The 15,648-nt window shown below is 62.5% G+C and carries 14 protein-coding genes; 7 read left to right on the top strand and 7 right to left on the bottom strand.

The annotated features are described in order from the left end of the window. Nucleotides 1-50 precede the first annotated feature (50 nt). Nucleotides 51-263 carry a DNA-directed RNA polymerase subunit omega gene (locus tag KF712_09690; protein ID MBX3741250.1) on the top strand — a complete coding sequence of 71 codons (213 nt, stop codon included), beginning with the start codon at nt 51-53 and terminating at the stop codon, nt 261-263. A 22-nt stretch (nt 264-285) separates the two neighbouring features. Next, entirely contained in the window at nt 286-744 is a 459-nt protein-coding gene (gene smpB, locus KF712_09685; GenBank protein MBX3741249.1) for an SsrA-binding protein SmpB, read from the top strand. Nucleotides 745-788: 44 nt separating this feature from the next. Here smpB and KF712_09680 read toward each other — a convergent pair whose 3' ends face one another. Both KF712_09680 and KF712_09675 read right to left on the bottom strand, forming a co-directional pair. After that, nucleotides 789-3,227: a hypothetical protein gene (locus KF712_09680; protein MBX3741248.1), complete on the bottom strand. Its 2,439-nt coding sequence runs from the start codon at nt 3,225-3,227 to the stop codon at nt 789-791. A 73-nt stretch (nt 3,228-3,300) separates the two neighbouring features. Then, nucleotides 3,301-4,692: an OmpA family protein gene (locus KF712_09675; protein ID MBX3741247.1), complete on the bottom strand. Its 1,392-nt coding sequence runs from the start codon at nt 4,690-4,692 to the stop codon at nt 3,301-3,303. A gap of 82 nt (nt 4,693-4,774) precedes the next feature. Here KF712_09675 and KF712_09670 point away from each other — a divergent pair, with 82 nt between their 5' ends. The 3 genes from KF712_09670 to KF712_09660 all read left to right on the top strand — a co-directional run bounded on the left by KF712_09670 (nt 4,775) and on the right by KF712_09660 (nt 7,500). Next, entirely contained in the window at nt 4,775-5,044 is a 270-nt protein-coding gene (locus KF712_09670; protein MBX3741246.1) for a hypothetical protein, read from the top strand. Nucleotides 5,045-5,138: 94 nt separating this feature from the next. After that, nucleotides 5,139-6,083 carry an endonuclease/exonuclease/phosphatase family protein gene (locus KF712_09665; protein MBX3741245.1) on the top strand — a complete coding sequence of 315 codons (945 nt, stop codon included), beginning with the start codon at nt 5,139-5,141 and terminating at the stop codon, nt 6,081-6,083. Next, on the top strand, nt 6,010-7,500 hold the full coding sequence (locus tag KF712_09660) for a homoserine dehydrogenase (GenBank protein ID MBX3741244.1): 1,491 nt from the start codon (nt 6,010-6,012) through the stop codon (nt 7,498-7,500). Before KF712_09665 ends, KF712_09660 begins: the two co-directional genes overlap by 74 nt. A gap of 172 nt (nt 7,501-7,672) precedes the next feature. On the opposite strand, the gene KF712_09655 is transcribed toward KF712_09660, so the two are convergent. Continuing rightward, nucleotides 7,673-8,710, bottom strand: a complete 1,038-nt coding sequence (locus tag KF712_09655) for an LLM class flavin-dependent oxidoreductase (GenBank protein ID MBX3741243.1) — start codon at nt 8,708-8,710, stop codon at nt 7,673-7,675. A gap of 88 nt (nt 8,711-8,798) precedes the next feature. Here KF712_09655 and KF712_09650 point away from each other — a divergent pair, with 88 nt between their 5' ends. Next, nucleotides 8,799-9,998, top strand: coding sequence for a 1-acyl-sn-glycerol-3-phosphate acyltransferase (locus KF712_09650; GenBank protein ID MBX3741242.1), 1,200 nt, complete (start codon nt 8,799-8,801; stop codon nt 9,996-9,998). A 60-nt stretch (nt 9,999-10,058) separates the two neighbouring features. Then, a complete protein-coding gene (locus KF712_09645) occupies nt 10,059-10,769 on the top strand; it encodes a YebC/PmpR family DNA-binding transcriptional regulator (protein ID MBX3741241.1) in 711 nt (236 codons plus the stop codon). Between the two features lie 312 nt (nt 10,770-11,081). Here the strand turns inward: KF712_09645 and KF712_09640 are convergent, their stop codons facing one another. The 4 genes from KF712_09640 to KF712_09625 are packed head-to-tail and all read right to left on the bottom strand — an operon-like array spanning nt 11,082 to nt 15,647. Continuing rightward, a complete protein-coding gene (locus KF712_09640) occupies nt 11,082-13,601 on the bottom strand; it encodes a BNR-4 repeat-containing protein (protein MBX3741240.1) in 2,520 nt (839 codons plus the stop codon). A 55-nt stretch (nt 13,602-13,656) separates the two neighbouring features. Beyond that, nucleotides 13,657-14,019 carry a (2Fe-2S) ferredoxin domain-containing protein gene (locus KF712_09635; GenBank protein ID MBX3741239.1) on the bottom strand — a complete coding sequence of 121 codons (363 nt, stop codon included), beginning with the start codon at nt 14,017-14,019 and terminating at the stop codon, nt 13,657-13,659. 57 nt (nt 14,020-14,076) lie between these two features. Continuing rightward, nucleotides 14,077-15,096: a hypothetical protein gene (locus KF712_09630; protein ID MBX3741238.1), complete on the bottom strand. Its 1,020-nt coding sequence runs from the start codon at nt 15,094-15,096 to the stop codon at nt 14,077-14,079. After that, nucleotides 15,093-15,647 (bottom strand): hypothetical protein, encoded by a 555-nt coding sequence (locus KF712_09625; GenBank protein MBX3741237.1) that lies wholly within the window; start codon nt 15,645-15,647, stop codon nt 15,093-15,095. The genes KF712_09630 and KF712_09625 overlap by 4 nt, the downstream gene beginning before the upstream one ends. Nucleotide 15,648: the final 1 nt, after the last annotated feature.

Genomic DNA, 15,648 nt, shown 5'->3' with positions numbered 1-15,648 from the left:
TAGTTCCGTTTGAGCAAACGCGGCCCCAATCGCGCTTTCCCGGCTCTCCCATGAAAAGCGATCTTGTCGAAAAGGCCTCCGATATCGTCACCGACCCTCTGGTCCTGATCAACCTGGTCTCCCAGCGCGTCAGACAACTCAACAGCGGACGCTCTCCCCTGGTGCCCACCCGCCCCAGCATGGGCGTGGCGGACATCGCCCTGACCGAGATCATCGAAGGCAAGATCAAGCTCGTCAACAAAGCCGAGGCCGCGGGCGAGTGACCCGCTCCCGGGAAGGATCGCCATGAGCTCCGAGATCGCCACCAACCGGAAGGCCGGGCGCGATTTCCATATCCTTGAGAAATACGAAGCCGGCCTTGAACTCAAAGGCACGGAGGTGAAATCCATCCGGGCGGGCAAGATCAATGTTTCCGACGCGTTCGCACGCATCGAGAAGAACCAGATCTTCCTCTACGGGTGTGACATCCAGCCGTGGCAGACCGCCGGCGAGTGGTTCAACCACACCGCCAAGCGTCCGCGGCGGTTGCTGCTCCACAAGCGGGAGATCATGAAACTGGCGGCTGCGGTGGCCATCAAGGGCTGCACCCTGCCACTCCTCCGGATGTACTGGAAGGACCGCCGCGTGAAGGTGGAGATCGGCGTCGGCAAGGGGAAAACCCATGCCGACCAGCGCCACGACCTGAAGGAGAAGGTCGAACTGCGCGAAGCGCAGCGCGAGATGTCCCGCTTCAACCAACGGTGACGCGACGGCGGGCGTTGGCCGCCGCCGCGCCTTTCACCGAAGGTTCACCGGGACACCACAACCCGGTAGAACCCGGCAACCCGCAGCGTGGCTCCCGTGGAAATCACTTCGGTTTTAACCGATCCATCCCCGGCAATTCCGGTTCTCACGTTCTCCCAGCCATTCTCCTTCAGGTCGGGGCTGTACTGGATGTCATAAACCCGTCCGGCAATGGTCTGGAAGGTGACGGCAACGGCCACGCCCTGTCCTGCCTGTTCCGACGGCGGGACGGTCACGGACGTTTTCAGAGCGCTCAGCCTGTCCTTGGGATTGGTGCCCGCCACATACTCGTCGCGGTTGCTGATCCCGTCACCATCGCTGTCATCCCCGCCCAGGAAACCCGCGGAGGCGGTGCGGCTGTTGAAATGTTCCAGCATCCAGTGATCCGGAACACCGTCGCCATCCGTGTCCGAAAGCTGGAAGTCCGAAAGGATGGCCTGGTCACCCGCATAGCTGACCATGAACGATCCGAGGCCGTCTTTGGTTGCAACCCTGCTTCCTTCGGGCGCTGCAGCAAAGGTCCCGCTCACGGTTCCGGTGGAGGTGAGGACCGGAAACCGGTCATCCTTCGAAAGACGCTCCAGGAGGTCCACCGGCACATGGATGTCCAGTCCACCGGCAAGGGAGACATCCCCTTCCACCGCCAGTTTGTCAAACTGCCCTTCGGCTGTGCCGGCGATCTCAACGGAAAGGACTCCGGCGCTTTCCTGCCGGTAGTTGCCCCGGATCCTGATCTCTCCCGGTGAGTTGCCGGGTGCCACGACGGAGGAGTTCGTGACATCCCCGATGATCTGTCCGTTGCCGCTGAGCTGGCCGCGCTCCACAATATGAACACCGGATTCCGCCGTAATGGCTCCGGTCGAAAGCTTGAAATCCGTGACACCGCTGACTCCGGCCCCGACACGCAGCGAAGCGATCCCGACTTCCGCGGCTGGACCTACCACCGGCACGCCAACGTCCGGAATGATGTCCACGTGGTTGTATTCCGCAGGCGTCAGGCTGGCAGTCCAGCGGCCGAAATCATCCCAGATGCCTCCGATGAGGTCCCGCCAGCGCAGCCGCGGGGCGAAGACCATGACACTGTAGCCGGAATCCTCCTCGAACCGCGTCTGGTAGGCCACCTGTTGGAAGGCATTATAGGCCTTCGGATCGATCCCGATCTCCCTCATCATCTTTCCATCCACGGTGTCCCCGGCCTGGGTGACCTTGACGAGATCCCGCCCGTCGGTGAGGAAGATCGCCTGGTAGGTCGGATTCCCATTCAACTTCGCGCCGAACATGACAGTGCCATTGTCGCTGAGCCGGCTCATCGCGAATCCGGTGATGGTCGCGCCACCGGGAGTGAGGTCCCCCGTTTTCGCCAGCAGCCGCTGGGTGACACCGTTTCCGACAAACAGCGCGCTTCCTCCGTTGTAGTAGCCGACGAATGAGACATCACCGGAAGCATTGATCCCTACCGAACTGTCGAACGCGGTGAAGGTGCCGAGACCACCTGGCACCTGCTGGCCGGGGTAGGCGATCGCTTTCACGCTGCCGGCATCCCGACCCTTGAAGATGCCGCCACCAGTGTGGTTGCCGGAGGTGTCGTTCAGGTGGGCATAGAACACGGCCTCCCCGGCGTCATTGAGGTCCTGGGGGCTTATCCAGCTGAAAGTGCGGTTGGTGCCGGGAGCGGAATCCCTCGAAACGGCGATCTTCACCAGGGACCCGGTGGTGGAACGGCGGTACACGGAGTATTTGTTGTGCACGTCCGGGTGGTTGAGTTCCCCTGCGATGAGCATCTGCCCACGGTCGCGGAGCGACCCATGGATCGAGGTGAATGTGTGGGAGGTTCCGGGTGCGGCCTGTCCGGCCCTCACCACCTCCGCGACGGTCCCATCCGGGTTTCCGATGAAAAGCCCCCATCCGCCTGGGGCAAGCCCCCAGATCCCCACCTGTCCCTGGTCATTGATCCCCGCCTGATAGGTACTGGACAAGGTGTAGCTCTTGTCGGTCACCGTCTGTCCGGCCACCACCACGGCGCGGAGGGTGGATGGAGACCGCCCCGCGACAACCGCATCCCGCTCGATGCCGTCCAGCCCGCGGAGCCTCACAAATCGGGAAATTTCCGAAAATCGGTTCGTTTCCACCCGATCCAACCATCCCACAACTGTTCCTTTGCCCGGAATGATGGCTCCCGGTCTCATCACCTCGCGGACTCCGGAGGCATCCGCCACGAAAACACCCATGACATCCGCATTGGTCAAACGGGCATCGAAGGCCGCTCCACGGTTGGACATCGCGAAGGAACCCGCATTGGAGAAAGTATCCGTTCCTCCCGGGGCCGGATGACCGGGTGCGGCGAGGGTGTAGGTCCGGTCGGAGAAAATCTGGCCGGATCCGGAGATGGTGGCCGCGAGCCAGAACGGCGTGGCCAAGACCAAAAGGGAAAGTTTGTTTTTCATGGCAGGACGAGAAAATTCGTCCACACCATGTATTTACTCAGCATATCATGTCAATCACGAAAAACTCTGCGTGTTATTCCGCAACTGGCTGCGCTTTCAATATATTAGGTTCATTCTCTTCCACCGGAACAGCCCGTGCAGGAGGCGGAGTGGCCGGCATCTCCGGCGTGACGGGGGTGGCCCTGGGAGGGGCCGGGGGAGCCTGTTCGACAGGCATTGCTTTCGGAGCGGTGGGTTCGGGCTTTGGAGCCGGCGGCCGGACGACGCGCTCCTCCAGCATGCGGACGCGTTCCGGACTGGGCCGGACCAACTGCGCCTTCGGAGGCGGAGGTTCCTCCATGGGAGCCGCTGGAGGCGCCGGAGCCGGAGGTGCGGGAGGCATTTGCTCCGCCACCGCGGCGGCTTTCGGAGGAGCGATCTTCATCTGCTCCTCGGTAGGTGGCGTCCTCCGCATCTTGATCTCCACCCGACGGTTCGGGGCCTGCTGGTCCTTGTCCCCAGCGGTGATGATGGGCTGGAACCTGCCGTAGCCCCGGGTGATGATCTTTTCCGGGTCGAAATACATGGATTTCACCAGGTATTCCTTCACGGCTTCCGCCCGGCGGATGGAAAGCTCCAGGTTCGCCGGATCACTGCCGATGAGGTCGGTGTGGCCCTCGATCCAGCAATACATGGTGGGGTTGTTGTCGAGCAGGCTGCCCAGCTTGAAGAGGCCCACCTTCGCGCTTTCCCGCAGTTCCGCCTTGTTGAACTCGAACAGCAGGTCGCTGGGGAGCATGGTCTTTTTCCCAAGCAGTTGGTTGGCGGGAAGCCCGATCAGTTCATCCAGCGAGGTGACGCCATCCAGGCTGCCCTTCTCCGCCTTGCCATTCGCGCCCCGCTTCATCACATCATCGGTGAATTCGGAAAACTCGGAGTCCGCTTTCAGCGAACCGGGGTCCACGGTCACCTGACCGACGGCGGCGGGTTTCATCTCCGTCTCGCTGCGACCGAGTTCCGGCAGATCATCGGCGATGTCGATGACGGGGGAGACGGTGGGAGCGGTGGCGGTCGGGGAGCCGGAGGCGGCCGGATTCGAGGGAAGGATGGCAACGGTGGTCTCCACCACCTGCGGAGCCATGTCCACATCCAGATCCTTCACCGCATCCAGAAGATCCACGTCATCGAGAAGCTTCGCCGTATCCGCAGGCGGCGGGGGCACGAAATCCTCCGGCGGAGGCGTGATGGTGAAGCGGTCCTCCGGAATGACCTCCGTGGGATTGAGGATCGACACCCGCTCGGTCGTGGTATCGGCGGGCTGGATCCCGAGCGCGAACTTCACCTGGTCCAGCGCGAAAAAGACAACGACATGGAGCAGGATGGACGCCAGCATGGCGGCAGCCGCCCACCAGCCAAGATGATCCTGGTTGGTCGGACGATATGAGGACCCGGCACTGCCCTGCTCCCATGAATAGCGATCAGACACGCCCGATTATACGCGAGGGAAACACGCTGGCAATCACCGGAATTTTGTGATAATGGAGGTCGCACTTCAAACCAACACGCCCATGGCCGCCAAGAAGACCGCGAAAAAAGCCGCCGCCAAAAAAACGGCGAAGGAATCCACCGAAGCACCTGCCAAAAAAGCGGCGCCCAAGAAAACCGCGGCGAAGAAGACTGCGAAAACGGCTCCCAAGGCTGAGAAAAAAGCATCTCCTTCCATCGACTCCGTCGCCCGCAGCGCCTACCTGAACTACCGGAGGCGGGTTGAAAACGGCCTGCCGGGCGATTCCCACGGCGACTGGTTGGAAGCGGAACGCCAGCTCCGCGAGGACTAGGTCCGTTTTTCCCGTCCACACCACTTGATACCCAGGGTCCACCTCCGGCGTGGAATCACTTGAGTCGTCCACCTGCCAGGCCACCATCCCAGGCATGCGAGTCCCTTTCAGGCGGCACCGGTTCCTTTTCATCCTCACGGCGGCCGTTGTCGCGGTGGCAGGTGCGCGGGCCGGAGAAATCCGCGTCAGCGTGATGACCTACAACGTCTGGAAAAGCTGGTCACAGGTGGACGACGGGTTCCGGAAAGGCGTGGATTCCATCAAGGCGTCCGGCGCGGACATCATCGGGATGCAGGAAACTTCGCCCGATCTGGCAGGGAGGATCGCCGGTGAGCTGGGATGGTTCCGCGCTGAGAAAGGGACCGGTTCGCCCCAGATCGTGAGCCGCTTCCCCATTCTGGAATCCATAGCCATGGAGCGTCTCATCGGTGCCCGGATCCGTGTTTCGGAAGCCCCCAACCGTGAGGTGGTGGTATTCAACTGCCATCTGGACCACCGGTTCTACGGCCCCTACGCCGCCATGAAACCCGGTGCCACGGCGGACAGCGTCCAGCAGGAGGAGCAGCGGTCGGAACGCGCCGCCCAGATGAAGGCGATGCTCGGCTTCATGAAAGCCCGGCTCGATGCGGCGGACACCGTCCCCGTTTTCCTCACCGGTGACTTCAATGTCCCCTCCCACCTGGACTGGACCACCGCCGCGTCCCACCTGCACGGCGGCGTCGGAGCGGTCGCATGGTCGCCCAGCGTCCAGGTCACCGCAGCGGGGATGACCGACTCTTTCCGGGCTGTCCACCCTGACCCGGTGAAGGATCCCGGTTTCACATGGTCTCCGATCCACAAGGAGGGAGAGAAACAGGACCGCATCGATGTCATCTACCACAAGGGCGGAAGCGTCAGGACCAGAACGGCCCGCGTTTTCACCACCCGGGTCGAAACAACCACCGGCCCTTGGGGGGCTGCTGCCGATGAAGCCGCCGTCAGGAAAAACACCTGGCCATCCGACCACGCGGCCGTCGTGGTGGAATACACGCTGGAATAGTCATCCGGCATTCCCCGCGGAACGCCCACGGCCCCTGAGTTTCGGCAAATACGGCTTGGAGAACCAAGTCCGGCCCGCCACATTCCGCCGCGTGAACTCTTGCTCGTCACTTGGCATCGGCTTGGCCGGATTCGGAACCGTCGGCTCCGGCGTTTGGAATATCCTGCACCGCAACGGTGGACTGATCACCGACCGGACCGGCGGCGGAGTTTCACTGCACATCCCGAAGATCCTCGTCCGCGACCGGGCGAAGGTGCGCGCCACCGTCTCCGAGGTGCCAGCCGACATCCTGACCACGGACTGGCAGGAACTGGTGGCGGACCCTGCCGTGGAGATCGTCGTCGAGCTGATCGGCGGCACGACCGACGCTTTCGAGATCGTCGCGGCGGCCTTGCGGGCGAAAAAGCCGGTGGTGACCGGGAACAAAGCCCTGCTCGCTGAGCGCGGAGTCGAACTGTTCGCTCTTTCCCGGAAAATGGACACGCCGATCCACTTCGAGGCGGCGGTGGCCGGAGGCATCCCGATCATCCGCACGGTGCAGGACTCGTTCATCGGCAACCGCATCCATTCCTTTTCCGGCATCATCAACGGCACCTCGAACTACATTCTGGGCCGCATGACGGACGCGGGGCTGGACTTCGCAGCCGCCCTCGCGGAGGCGCAGGGCCTGGGCTACGCGGAAGCGGACCCTGCCCTGGATGTGAATGGCTGGGACGCCGCCCACAAGGCCATCCTGCTCGCCACCCTCGCCTACGGATTCCCCATCGACCCGGCGGACGTCCACGTTTCCGGGATCGAGCAGGTCAAGCCGACCGACATTTCCTTCGCCAAGGAACTCGGCTACGTGGTGAAGCTGCTGGCCGTCATCCGGGAAAAGGCGGACAGCCACGTGGAACTGCGCGTGCAGCCCTCCTTCATCGCAAAGACGAACATCCTCGCCAGCGTCCATGGGGTCTTCAACGCGGTCGCCGTCCATGGCGACGCCGCCGGGGAGTCGCTGTTCTACGGCCGTGGTGCGGGCCAGGACCCGACCGCCTCATCCGTCGTCGCGGACCTCGTGGAAGCCGCCCGCTCGCTCAAGCACACCACCGGCCACCGTGGCTTCCTCCCCTACAAGGAAACCGGCAAGCTCGTCCCCGTCTCCGAAACCTCCACCGCCTACTACGTGCGTTTCGACGTGACGGACCGCCCGGGCGTGGTGGCGGAGATCGCCAAGGTGCTGGCCGACCACCGCATCGGCATTTCCGGCATCCACTCCCCTGTCGATCCGGCGAACCCGGACGCGGAATTCGTGGACATGGTTTTCCTTCTCCACACCTGCCCCTTCGGCCAGTTGCAGACGGCGCTTTCGGAGATCGGTGCGCTGGATTGCGTCAACTCGGTGCCGGTGGTGTTCCGGATTGAATCGCTGGGGTGAGGAGGGTGGACACTCTTGTCCACCAGCTGCAATGGCAGACAAAGGAAGAAAAGTTTTTAGTGTTCAGTTTTCAGGGAAGAGAGAAGGCTGACCGCGAATCTTACGAATCGAACGAATCTAGAAAAGATCCTTCCCTTCACTTCGCGACCTTGGCGCCTTGGCGGTAAATCGCTCATGATTCGCCAATGCCGCCGGAGGACAAGAGTGTCCTCCCTCCACAGTCTTTCACGATCTCGTATGACCGCAGGCGGTCTTCGTGGCGGTGGAACTGGGAGTGGATGATGAGTTCATCCGCGCCAGTGGCGGCGACGAATTCCTCCAACTGCGATTTCACGGATTCCGGCCCGCCGATGATGGCGGCACCGAAGAACTGGCGGACTTCCGCCTGCTCTGACAGCGACCATTTTCCCTCCATGGTTTCGACGGGAGGCGGTACCATGGACCGCTGGTTGCGGACGATGTTGAGGATCATCTGCTGGGAGGAGGTGGAGAGAAAGGCGGCCTCCTCATCCGTGGGCGCGGCGATGACGGGAACCCCGACCATGGCGTAGGGTTCCGGCCAGCGCTCGGAAGGTTGGAAATTCGCCCGGTAGAGCCGCAGGGCTTCGTGGAGGAGCTTCGGCGCGAAGTGGGCGGCGAAGGCGAACGGCAGGCCGAGGTAGGCGGCGAGCTGGGCGCTGAAGGTGCTGGAGCCGAGCAGCCATACGGGCACCTTCGTGCCCATGCCCGGGACGGCCTTCACTTTCTGGCCAGGGATGGGGTCTCCCAGGTAGTGGATGAGCTGCTGGACCTCCTGCGGAAACTCGTCGGCGGAGTTGGGATCCCGGCCGATGGCGTGCGCGGTGGCGCGGTCGGTCCCGGGCGCGCGGCCCAAGCCGAGATCGATTCGGTCGGGGTAAAGCTCCGCCAGCGTCCCGTAATGCTCGGCGATGATGAGCGGGGAATGGTTCGGCAGCATGACGCCGCCGGAACCGACACGGATGGTGGAGGTCTGCCCCGCAACGTGGCCCACCAGCACGGAGGTGGCAGCGCTGGCGATGCCCGGCATGTTGTGATGCTCCGCCAGCCAGAAGCGATTGTAGCCGAGTTTTTCCACATGCTGCGCCAGACTCACGCTGTCGCGGAAGCTCTGGGCGATCGACCCGCCCTCGATGACCGGGGACAGGTCGAGCACGGAAAGCGGGATGTCCTGCAGGCTCTTTGGTTTCATGCCCCTGATCTCGCACGGATTCGGCGGATGGCAACCTCCATGCCCGGCCTTGCCGGAAAGGCATGCGGTTGCGTAGCCTGCGCCCGCGATGAGCGAACCGAAGGCGAAGCCCCCCCTCCACATCCGCGTTCAGCGCGTCGTGCTGCGGGCGGTGGGATTGATCATCGTCCGCCTGGTGTATCGCGTGCGTGTGGTGGGCGCGGAGAATGTGCCTGCGGAGGGGGGCGCCCTGCTGCTGCCGAACCATGTGACCTTCGCGGACGCGTTTTTCATCTCCGCTTCCTGCCCGCGGCCGGTGCGGTTCGTAATGGATGACGCGGTGCTGAAATACGCGCCGGTCCGCTGGTTCTGCTCCGTCTTCAACACGGTGAACATCCGCAGGGGCCAGTCCCGGGAAGCGCTGCGGATGACGGTGGAAGCGGTCAATGGCGGGGATATCGTCTGCTACTTCGCGGAAGGCCAGCTCTCCCGCACCGGCGCGCTCAACGAGCTGAAACGCGGCGTGGAGCTGATCGCCGGAAAACTGGACGCGCCACTGGTGCCGCTGTGGGTCGATGGGGCATGGGGATCGGTTTTCTCTTTCGAGCGGAATGTCTTTTTCAGGAAAAAGCCCAACCGGCTGCCGCACGATGCCTACTCCGCCTTCGGGCCACCGCTGGCACCTGCCGGGGCAAATACCGGAACCATCCGGGATGCGCTTCTACGGGCCTCCGCGGCTGCGCTGCGGTTGCGCTTTGCTGATGGCGCTACGCCGGTGGAGATCAACGGCCACCAGATCGGCCAGGTGAACGCGCTGCCCTGGAGGAAGCCGTTCATGGCCCTCCGCAGCGACTCGCTGGCGGAATCCCTGCCCGCCTTGTTCGATGGCTTCTCGCAGGAGTTCGGGGCACGGGCGGACTTTGAGGACACCATCGTGGACAGCCACGGCCCGTGGGTGGGCGGTGAGGCGCTGCGGAGGCGGCTGGAGATCGCCCCCGCCGGGCATGAGATGGATTTCTATGACTTCAGTTCCCGTGCATCCGTTCCCCTGGAAAAAGATCCTGTCCGGCACTTTCCCTGCCTGGCCATCGCCGGGCGGGTGATCTCCATGTCGATGCCGGACCCCGCCACACCGCGGACCGGCACCGCCCAGGCGGGGAGCAAACCGGGCACCTGGGGCAGGTTGCTGCCCGGATGGTTCATCGAAGGCCGGATGGTGAAAGGCCCCGCCGCCCCGGAAGGTCTGCCACTCCCTGAGGGAGCCCATGTGGATGAGGAAGGTTTCGTGGTGGCGGGTGGCTCTCCCTGAATTCGCCCTCGACTACGGCATCCCCGCTTTCAATCATCCGCCATCAACCGTCACTGACCTATGGGAAGACATTTCGAATGCCGCCGCCGCGCGAAGGAAAGCCGCTGGGCCTCCATGTCCAAGGTGTTTCCGAAACTCGCGAAATCCATCACCCTCGCCGCGAAGAATGGCGGCCCTGATCCGGATTCCAACGCCCCGCTGCGGGTCGCGATCAACAACGCCAAGGCCCAGAATTTCTCCAAGGAAAACGTCGAAGCCGCCATCAAACGCGCCAGCGGCAAGGATGCCTCCGAGATCACGGAAATGAGCTATGAGGGCAAAGGCCCGCACGGCTCCCTGTTCTACGTGGAGTGCGCCACCGACAACGGCAACCGCACCGTCGGCAACCTGAAGATCATCTTCAACAAGAACGGCGGCCAGCTTGTGAACTCCGGGCAGCTCGACTTCATGTTCAACCGCAAGACGGTCATCGAATTCCCCGTGCCCGCTGACAAGGATCTCGAGGAACTGGAACTGGAACTCATCGACGCCGGACTTGAGGAGCTCGATGTCGAAGACGGCGTGGTTTCACTGATCGGTGATTACTCCAGCTTCGCGAGCCTCTCCGCAGCGGTGGAGGCCCAGGGCATCACCCCGACGAAGGCAGGCCTGCAACGCCTGCCAACCCAGCCGATCGAACTGACGGAAGAACAGATGGAGGAAGTGGAGAAGATCCTCGACCTGATCGAGGACGATGACGACGTGCAGGCCGTGTTCACGAATCTGGCGTAAGGAGGGAGGACATTGCGGCATAGCCGCTATGTCCGCTTCGCTTCCATTCCTGTCCTCCGGCGGCATTGGCAAAAAATAATAAGTTCAACGCCAAGTTCGCCAAGGAAGAGAAGATATTGGATATGGGATATTGGATATTTTGGAAAGAAAGCTGACCGCGAATCTTACGAATCCAGAATCCCGAAGAATCCTATCCTCCTCTTTCCTCTCTTCACGTCTTCGCGGTGAATTTTCCATGATTCGCCAATGCCGTCGATGGACAAGAATGGAAGCGAAGCGGACATAGCGGCTATGCCGCAATGTCCATCCTCCTTACTCATCCATGGTGTAGCGCAGCCGGTAGAAACGCTTCTCACCCGGCAGGCCCGTGGCGGAGCGATGACCGCGGCTGTGCAGGATGACATTGCCATTCTTCACGACGGAGATCTCGAAAAGTGACGCTTCCACATCCTGCCAGCCCAGCAGGGAGTCACTGGTCTCGATTTTCTGGATGACGTCGAACGCCTCGTTGTTCCGCGGGTAGGTGAGGCCGAGGTAGAGGCCATCCGCGTCCGACGCCAGATCAGCGGTCAAGGAGGGAGCGAAATCGGGAACGCGGGGATGGGTTCCGCGTGCATACTCGGCCAAGTTGGAAACGCCGTCCTTGTCCGTATCCCCACTTGGGCCACCGATCTGCGGATCATCCATCTCCGTCGCGTTGAAGTAAGTTTTCCGCCAGCGGAGGAAAGGAGGATTCACCTCCACCGGCTTCGCGGTGGGCGTGGTCATGTGGTAGGGCAGTTCCCATGCGCGGGTGCCTCCGGCAGCACCGAAATAGAGATGGCTCTCCGTCAGCACCTCCGGATTCCCATCCGCCCAGAACGAATGAAATCTGCCATGCCCGTCCTGCGGCTTGCGGACGTAGTTGTGCTTCCGGGGACTGTTCTCCGTGACATGGCGCGTCTTGGTCCACGTGAGGCCCTGGTCGGAGGAACTCCACATCTCCAGTTCACCGCCGCCTCCCCAGAACCGCTGCGGATTGCTCTCCCGGATGGTCGGATCCGAGCCGGTCGGCACGATGACGTTCCAGATGCCATCCTCGATCCACAGGCTTCCGTTGGCATAGTTGTGCACGGCGCTGGAAACCGCCGTTGCGGAGGGCGGCATGTCCCGGATGATCCATTCCATGCCGGTCCAGCGGGCGGTGTGTAGTGTGCGGGGTTCCCCGGCGGGACCTGGACGGTGGTCGGAGCTGGTGAGATAGAGGAGGACGGGGTGGTGGTCCGCATCAAAGGCGATGTCGATGCCATACATCAGCCGGTTCAACGCGGAGTAGTTGAACACCCGGGCGGGATTCGCCGCCGTGGTGAGAGGCAGGGTGAGCGGGGTGCCGGCGGCGGTGGTCCACGTTTCCCCCCAGTCCGTGGTCTGCATGTAGTAGAGATCCGTGCGGGCATCCACATTCCCGCCGGGGTGGCGGTTGAAGAACGTGGCGATGAGGTTCCCATCTTTCCCGCTGGCCTGATAGTGCCCCTGGATCTTCGCGAGCGGCTTGATCGCACTCCACGCCACACCGTCCACGCTGGTGCGCCAGAACAACTCCCGCTGGCTGCCATTGTAGATGGTGAAGAGATGGATGAAGCCCTTCACCGGATCATACCACACCTGCGGATAGGTGTAGGTTTCCCCCGCCGCCGGGGATATGCGCGAAAAGCCGTCCGTGCTGAAGGGTTCCGCACTGCGATAGGTGAAGCCCTTGCGGCTGTTGCCGCGGCCGGAAACGAAGATCCAGATGTAGCCATCCCGGTCCATGGAGATGCACGCGTTGTCGTGCGGATCATCCACGCCGTTCTTGTCCATCACCAGGGTGGGTTTCGTCACGGTGTTGGTGGTGTGGTCGTATTCCCCTGCCATGATGAGCAGGTAGCGTTTGTCCGGGCCGCTGGTGCCGCCGTAGGTGAAGAACGTCTTGTTCGCCGCGGACGAATAGACGGCCATGGGCCGGTGGTTGGTTGTGTAGGTGCCCAGTCCGCCGGAGTACTTGTCCCCGTAGGCGGAGACCTGCCCGAGCGCGAACCAGATGCCCTTGTAGCCGTCAGCCTTCGTGCGGACCACGGGGTTCTGCGGAATGATCGGCACACTTTCGAACGGCTCCTGCAGCAGGGTCGTCGGCAGGGCCTCCGCGGTGAAGCGCACGTTGTCGATCACCCCTTTGAAAAAAGAGGTTCCCGCCGCTGTGGTCCCCGTCGAGCCGATGGCGAACATCGAGTCCGCATTGAACGTCCCACCCGCGATGGACACCGTCTCATGGAGCGGTGCTCCTCCAGCGCTCAGGTCTTTCAGAACCATGGTCACCTGACCCGCCACGGAATCCAGGATCGCCGCCGCGTAGTAGTTCCTCCCGGCAATGAGATCGAAGGAGTTCACCGTCGCCAGACTGGAGCCGTTCGTCGATTTCGCGAAGCGGAGCTTCCCTCCCGCTTCCGCCAAGTGCCAGCCGCGCTGGTTGCCGGTATTGTTGTGATGGGACACGATCACCTGGGTGGCGGCGGTGGATACCGCAGTGGCCCGGAAATATGCCTCGATGGTGAAACGCGGGGAATGCCACAAATCCGAGTCAGGCAAGGTGAGCCGGTTGCTTCCTGAAAAAACCGCCGCCTGCCCGTCGCCCGGCCCTCCGGATGGCAGCGGGATGACTCCTCCGTCATCCGCCAACGCACGTCCGTTTCCCGATGAATCCCCCAGAAAACCAGGTGCCTCCTCAAAACGCCAGAAGCCGACAGGCTCCACCTGGGCCTGCAAGGCGGCGCAAAGGACGAAGCACGATGCCACGACCGTTGGGAGGGGTTTCATGGGTTTGATCCAAGATTCAGGAACCCCTGTCCCCTAGCAACGGGAATCTGAAAACTCACACGAAAGGATTAGTGGCGAAGGCGAACTCCTCCACCGCCTTTCCACCGATGAGGTGCTCCTGGATGATCCTCTCCAACACTTCCGGCGTGCAGGAGTGATACCAGATGCCCTCCGGATAGACCACCGCGATGGGTCCGCTCAGGCAGACCCGCAGGCAGTTCGCCTTCGTTCTGAAAACCGTCGAATCCCTGCCCCCGGCGAGGCCCAGTTCCTTCAGCCGCGCCTTCAGGAAATCCCACGACGCAAGCCCCGCCTCCTTCGAGCAGCACTTCGCCTCCGTCTGATCCGCGCAGAGGAAGATGTGGCGGCGGAGATGGCCGATGCCAAAGGATTCCGCAGCCTTCCGGAGTTCGTTCATGGCAGGAATATCGCCGTCATGAACCCGCTTGCAAGATTTGGAGCGCGCAAGAACCGCTCACTCCATGGTGCCCATCATCGCCCTTACGGACATGGCGCGCTTCAGTTGGAAGGTGACGTGAGCCAGACGTTCCGGGGCGCCGTTGTTGAAGGGGGTGATGGTCAGCATCTCGATGGTGTAGTCCCCGTCGGTGCTGACGAAGCTCTCCAGATCACCGATCACCAGCGCCTGGTTCTGCGGCACCTCGACCGCGTCCGAGTAGGCGACGGCGGTGGACGGCAGGATCCTGCCGACGGTCCCCAGCAGTTCCCTGCCCTTGTAAATCTGCGCGTAGATCTTCGCTCCGGGGTAGATGTCCTTCACCATCAGCGTGGCATTCTTCGGTGCGGAGGTGAAGAGCTGGTCCGGCTCGATGCCGGTGATCTCCGCGGTGGCCACGGGCCAGATCTTGATGGTGGCCTTCGCCAACTGGCTCTGCACCGCACCGCTGCTGGTGCGGGTATAGACGGTGAAGGATTCCTCGCCCACCGCCTTGGTGGGGCTGGCAACCGGCAGGCGCTGAGTGACCGCGCTCTGATACTCGCCGTTCTGATAGAAGCTGAAGGCATCCGCATACTCACCCGCCGTCCCGTTCGGCTGGTAGCTCACGGCATCATAGAGCGCGTAGCTGCGGTTCATCCGCACGCTCTTCGCATAGTCGGGAACGGCCGGATCCGTCTGCATGCCCTCCACCTTCAGCCTCATGCCGTAAGCCCTGTCCGCGCGGGTGCGGGCCGGCACGTGCGGGTCTTCCGAAGTGGCCTGCAGGGTGACGGTGGGCATGTAGGTCCCGGTCGCCTTTTCATCCAGCTTCACCAGCTTGGTGGTGTTGTTCGCCGTGACGGTGGCATAAAGCTGGAATGTGGCGGTGGCGGACGTGATCGGCTGGGAATTCACAGTGCCACTGTCATTGGCGATGGGGATGTCATAGATGACCGTGTTCCCGTTGACGGTCTGGATCTGACGGATGAAATCCGTGCATTCGCCGCGGGTGACCAACATCAGCGCGATGGCGGCTGTGGAGATGAAGTTCTTCATGGTGCGGAGGTGTTGCCTGACGCTGCGGAAGCGTTGGAATGAACGGAAATGGGATTCCCATTGAAGACCGCAACAAGAATCAGCCCCGAGCGGCGGGCGACGGCGAGCCGTTCCTCTTCGATCGGTTTGGCCCCCGATGCCTGTTCGACGGTGATTTCGAACGGAGTCACCAGACCGCGGTATTTGGTGGAGAATTCATGCCAGAGGCTGAACTTCCCGGAGATGCCGGTGACGACCGCCTCCTTGAAGCGGTCGGGCACGAAGAGGATCGCGCCTTTCGGAACCAAAGTCACCGTGCCGTCATACTTGAGGTAGGAGGAGTTTGCCTCCAGTTCCCAGGTTTCCTGCTTCTGGTCCTTCGGGGCAAGGCCGCCGAATTTCTGTGCCTTCTGCGCCGCGAGAAGCTGGGCATCAGTCGTCACGACCGCCGCCGGGGCGGGGCGATTTTTCGGGATGAACTCTTCGCCATGCCCCCCGCCTCCGGGGCGCTGCTGTGCTGATGCCATGGATGGCAGGGCGAGGATCGCAAGAAGCGGGAGAGCGCTTTTCATA

It is taken from the genome of Akkermansiaceae bacterium (genome assembly GCA_019634595.1).
In the GTDB taxonomy this organism is placed as follows: domain Bacteria; phylum Verrucomicrobiota; class Verrucomicrobiia; order Verrucomicrobiales; family Akkermansiaceae; genus Luteolibacter.
This window is presented reverse-complemented; position numbering and strand designations above follow the sequence as displayed.

Bases quoted from the DNA above. Each gene is read 5' to 3' on its own strand.
- KF712_09690 (MBX3741250.1), top strand. From the start codon at position 51: ATGAAAAGCGATCTTGTCGAAAAGGCCTCCGATATCGTCACCGACCCT.
- KF712_09665 (MBX3741245.1), top strand. From the start codon at position 5,139: ATGCGAGTCCCTTTCAGGCGGCACCGGTTCCTTTTCATCCTCACGGCG.
- KF712_09630 (MBX3741238.1), bottom strand. From the start codon at position 15,096: ATGAAGAACTTCATCTCCACAGCCGCCATCGCGCTGATGTTGGTCACC.
- smpB (MBX3741249.1), top strand. From the start codon at position 286: ATGAGCTCCGAGATCGCCACCAACCGGAAGGCCGGGCGCGATTTCCAT.
- KF712_09635 (MBX3741239.1), bottom strand. From the start codon at position 14,019: ATGAACGAACTCCGGAAGGCTGCGGAATCCTTTGGCATCGGCCATCTC.
- KF712_09640 (MBX3741240.1), bottom strand. From the start codon at position 13,601: ATGAAACCCCTCCCAACGGTCGTGGCATCGTGCTTCGTCCTTTGCGCC.
- KF712_09660 (MBX3741244.1), top strand. From the start codon at position 6,010: ATGAAGCCGCCGTCAGGAAAAACACCTGGCCATCCGACCACGCGGCCG.
- KF712_09645 (MBX3741241.1), top strand. From the start codon at position 10,059: ATGGGAAGACATTTCGAATGCCGCCGCCGCGCGAAGGAAAGCCGCTGG.
- KF712_09655 (MBX3741243.1), bottom strand. From the start codon at position 8,710: ATGAAACCAAAGAGCCTGCAGGACATCCCGCTTTCCGTGCTCGACCTG.
- KF712_09625 (MBX3741237.1), bottom strand. From the start codon at position 15,647: ATGAAAAGCGCTCTCCCGCTTCTTGCGATCCTCGCCCTGCCATCCATG.
- KF712_09680 (MBX3741248.1), bottom strand. From the start codon at position 3,227: ATGAAAAACAAACTTTCCCTTTTGGTCTTGGCCACGCCGTTCTGGCTC.
- KF712_09650 (MBX3741242.1), top strand. From the start codon at position 8,799: ATGAGCGAACCGAAGGCGAAGCCCCCCCTCCACATCCGCGTTCAGCGC.
- KF712_09670 (MBX3741246.1), top strand. From the start codon at position 4,775: ATGGCCGCCAAGAAGACCGCGAAAAAAGCCGCCGCCAAAAAAACGGCG.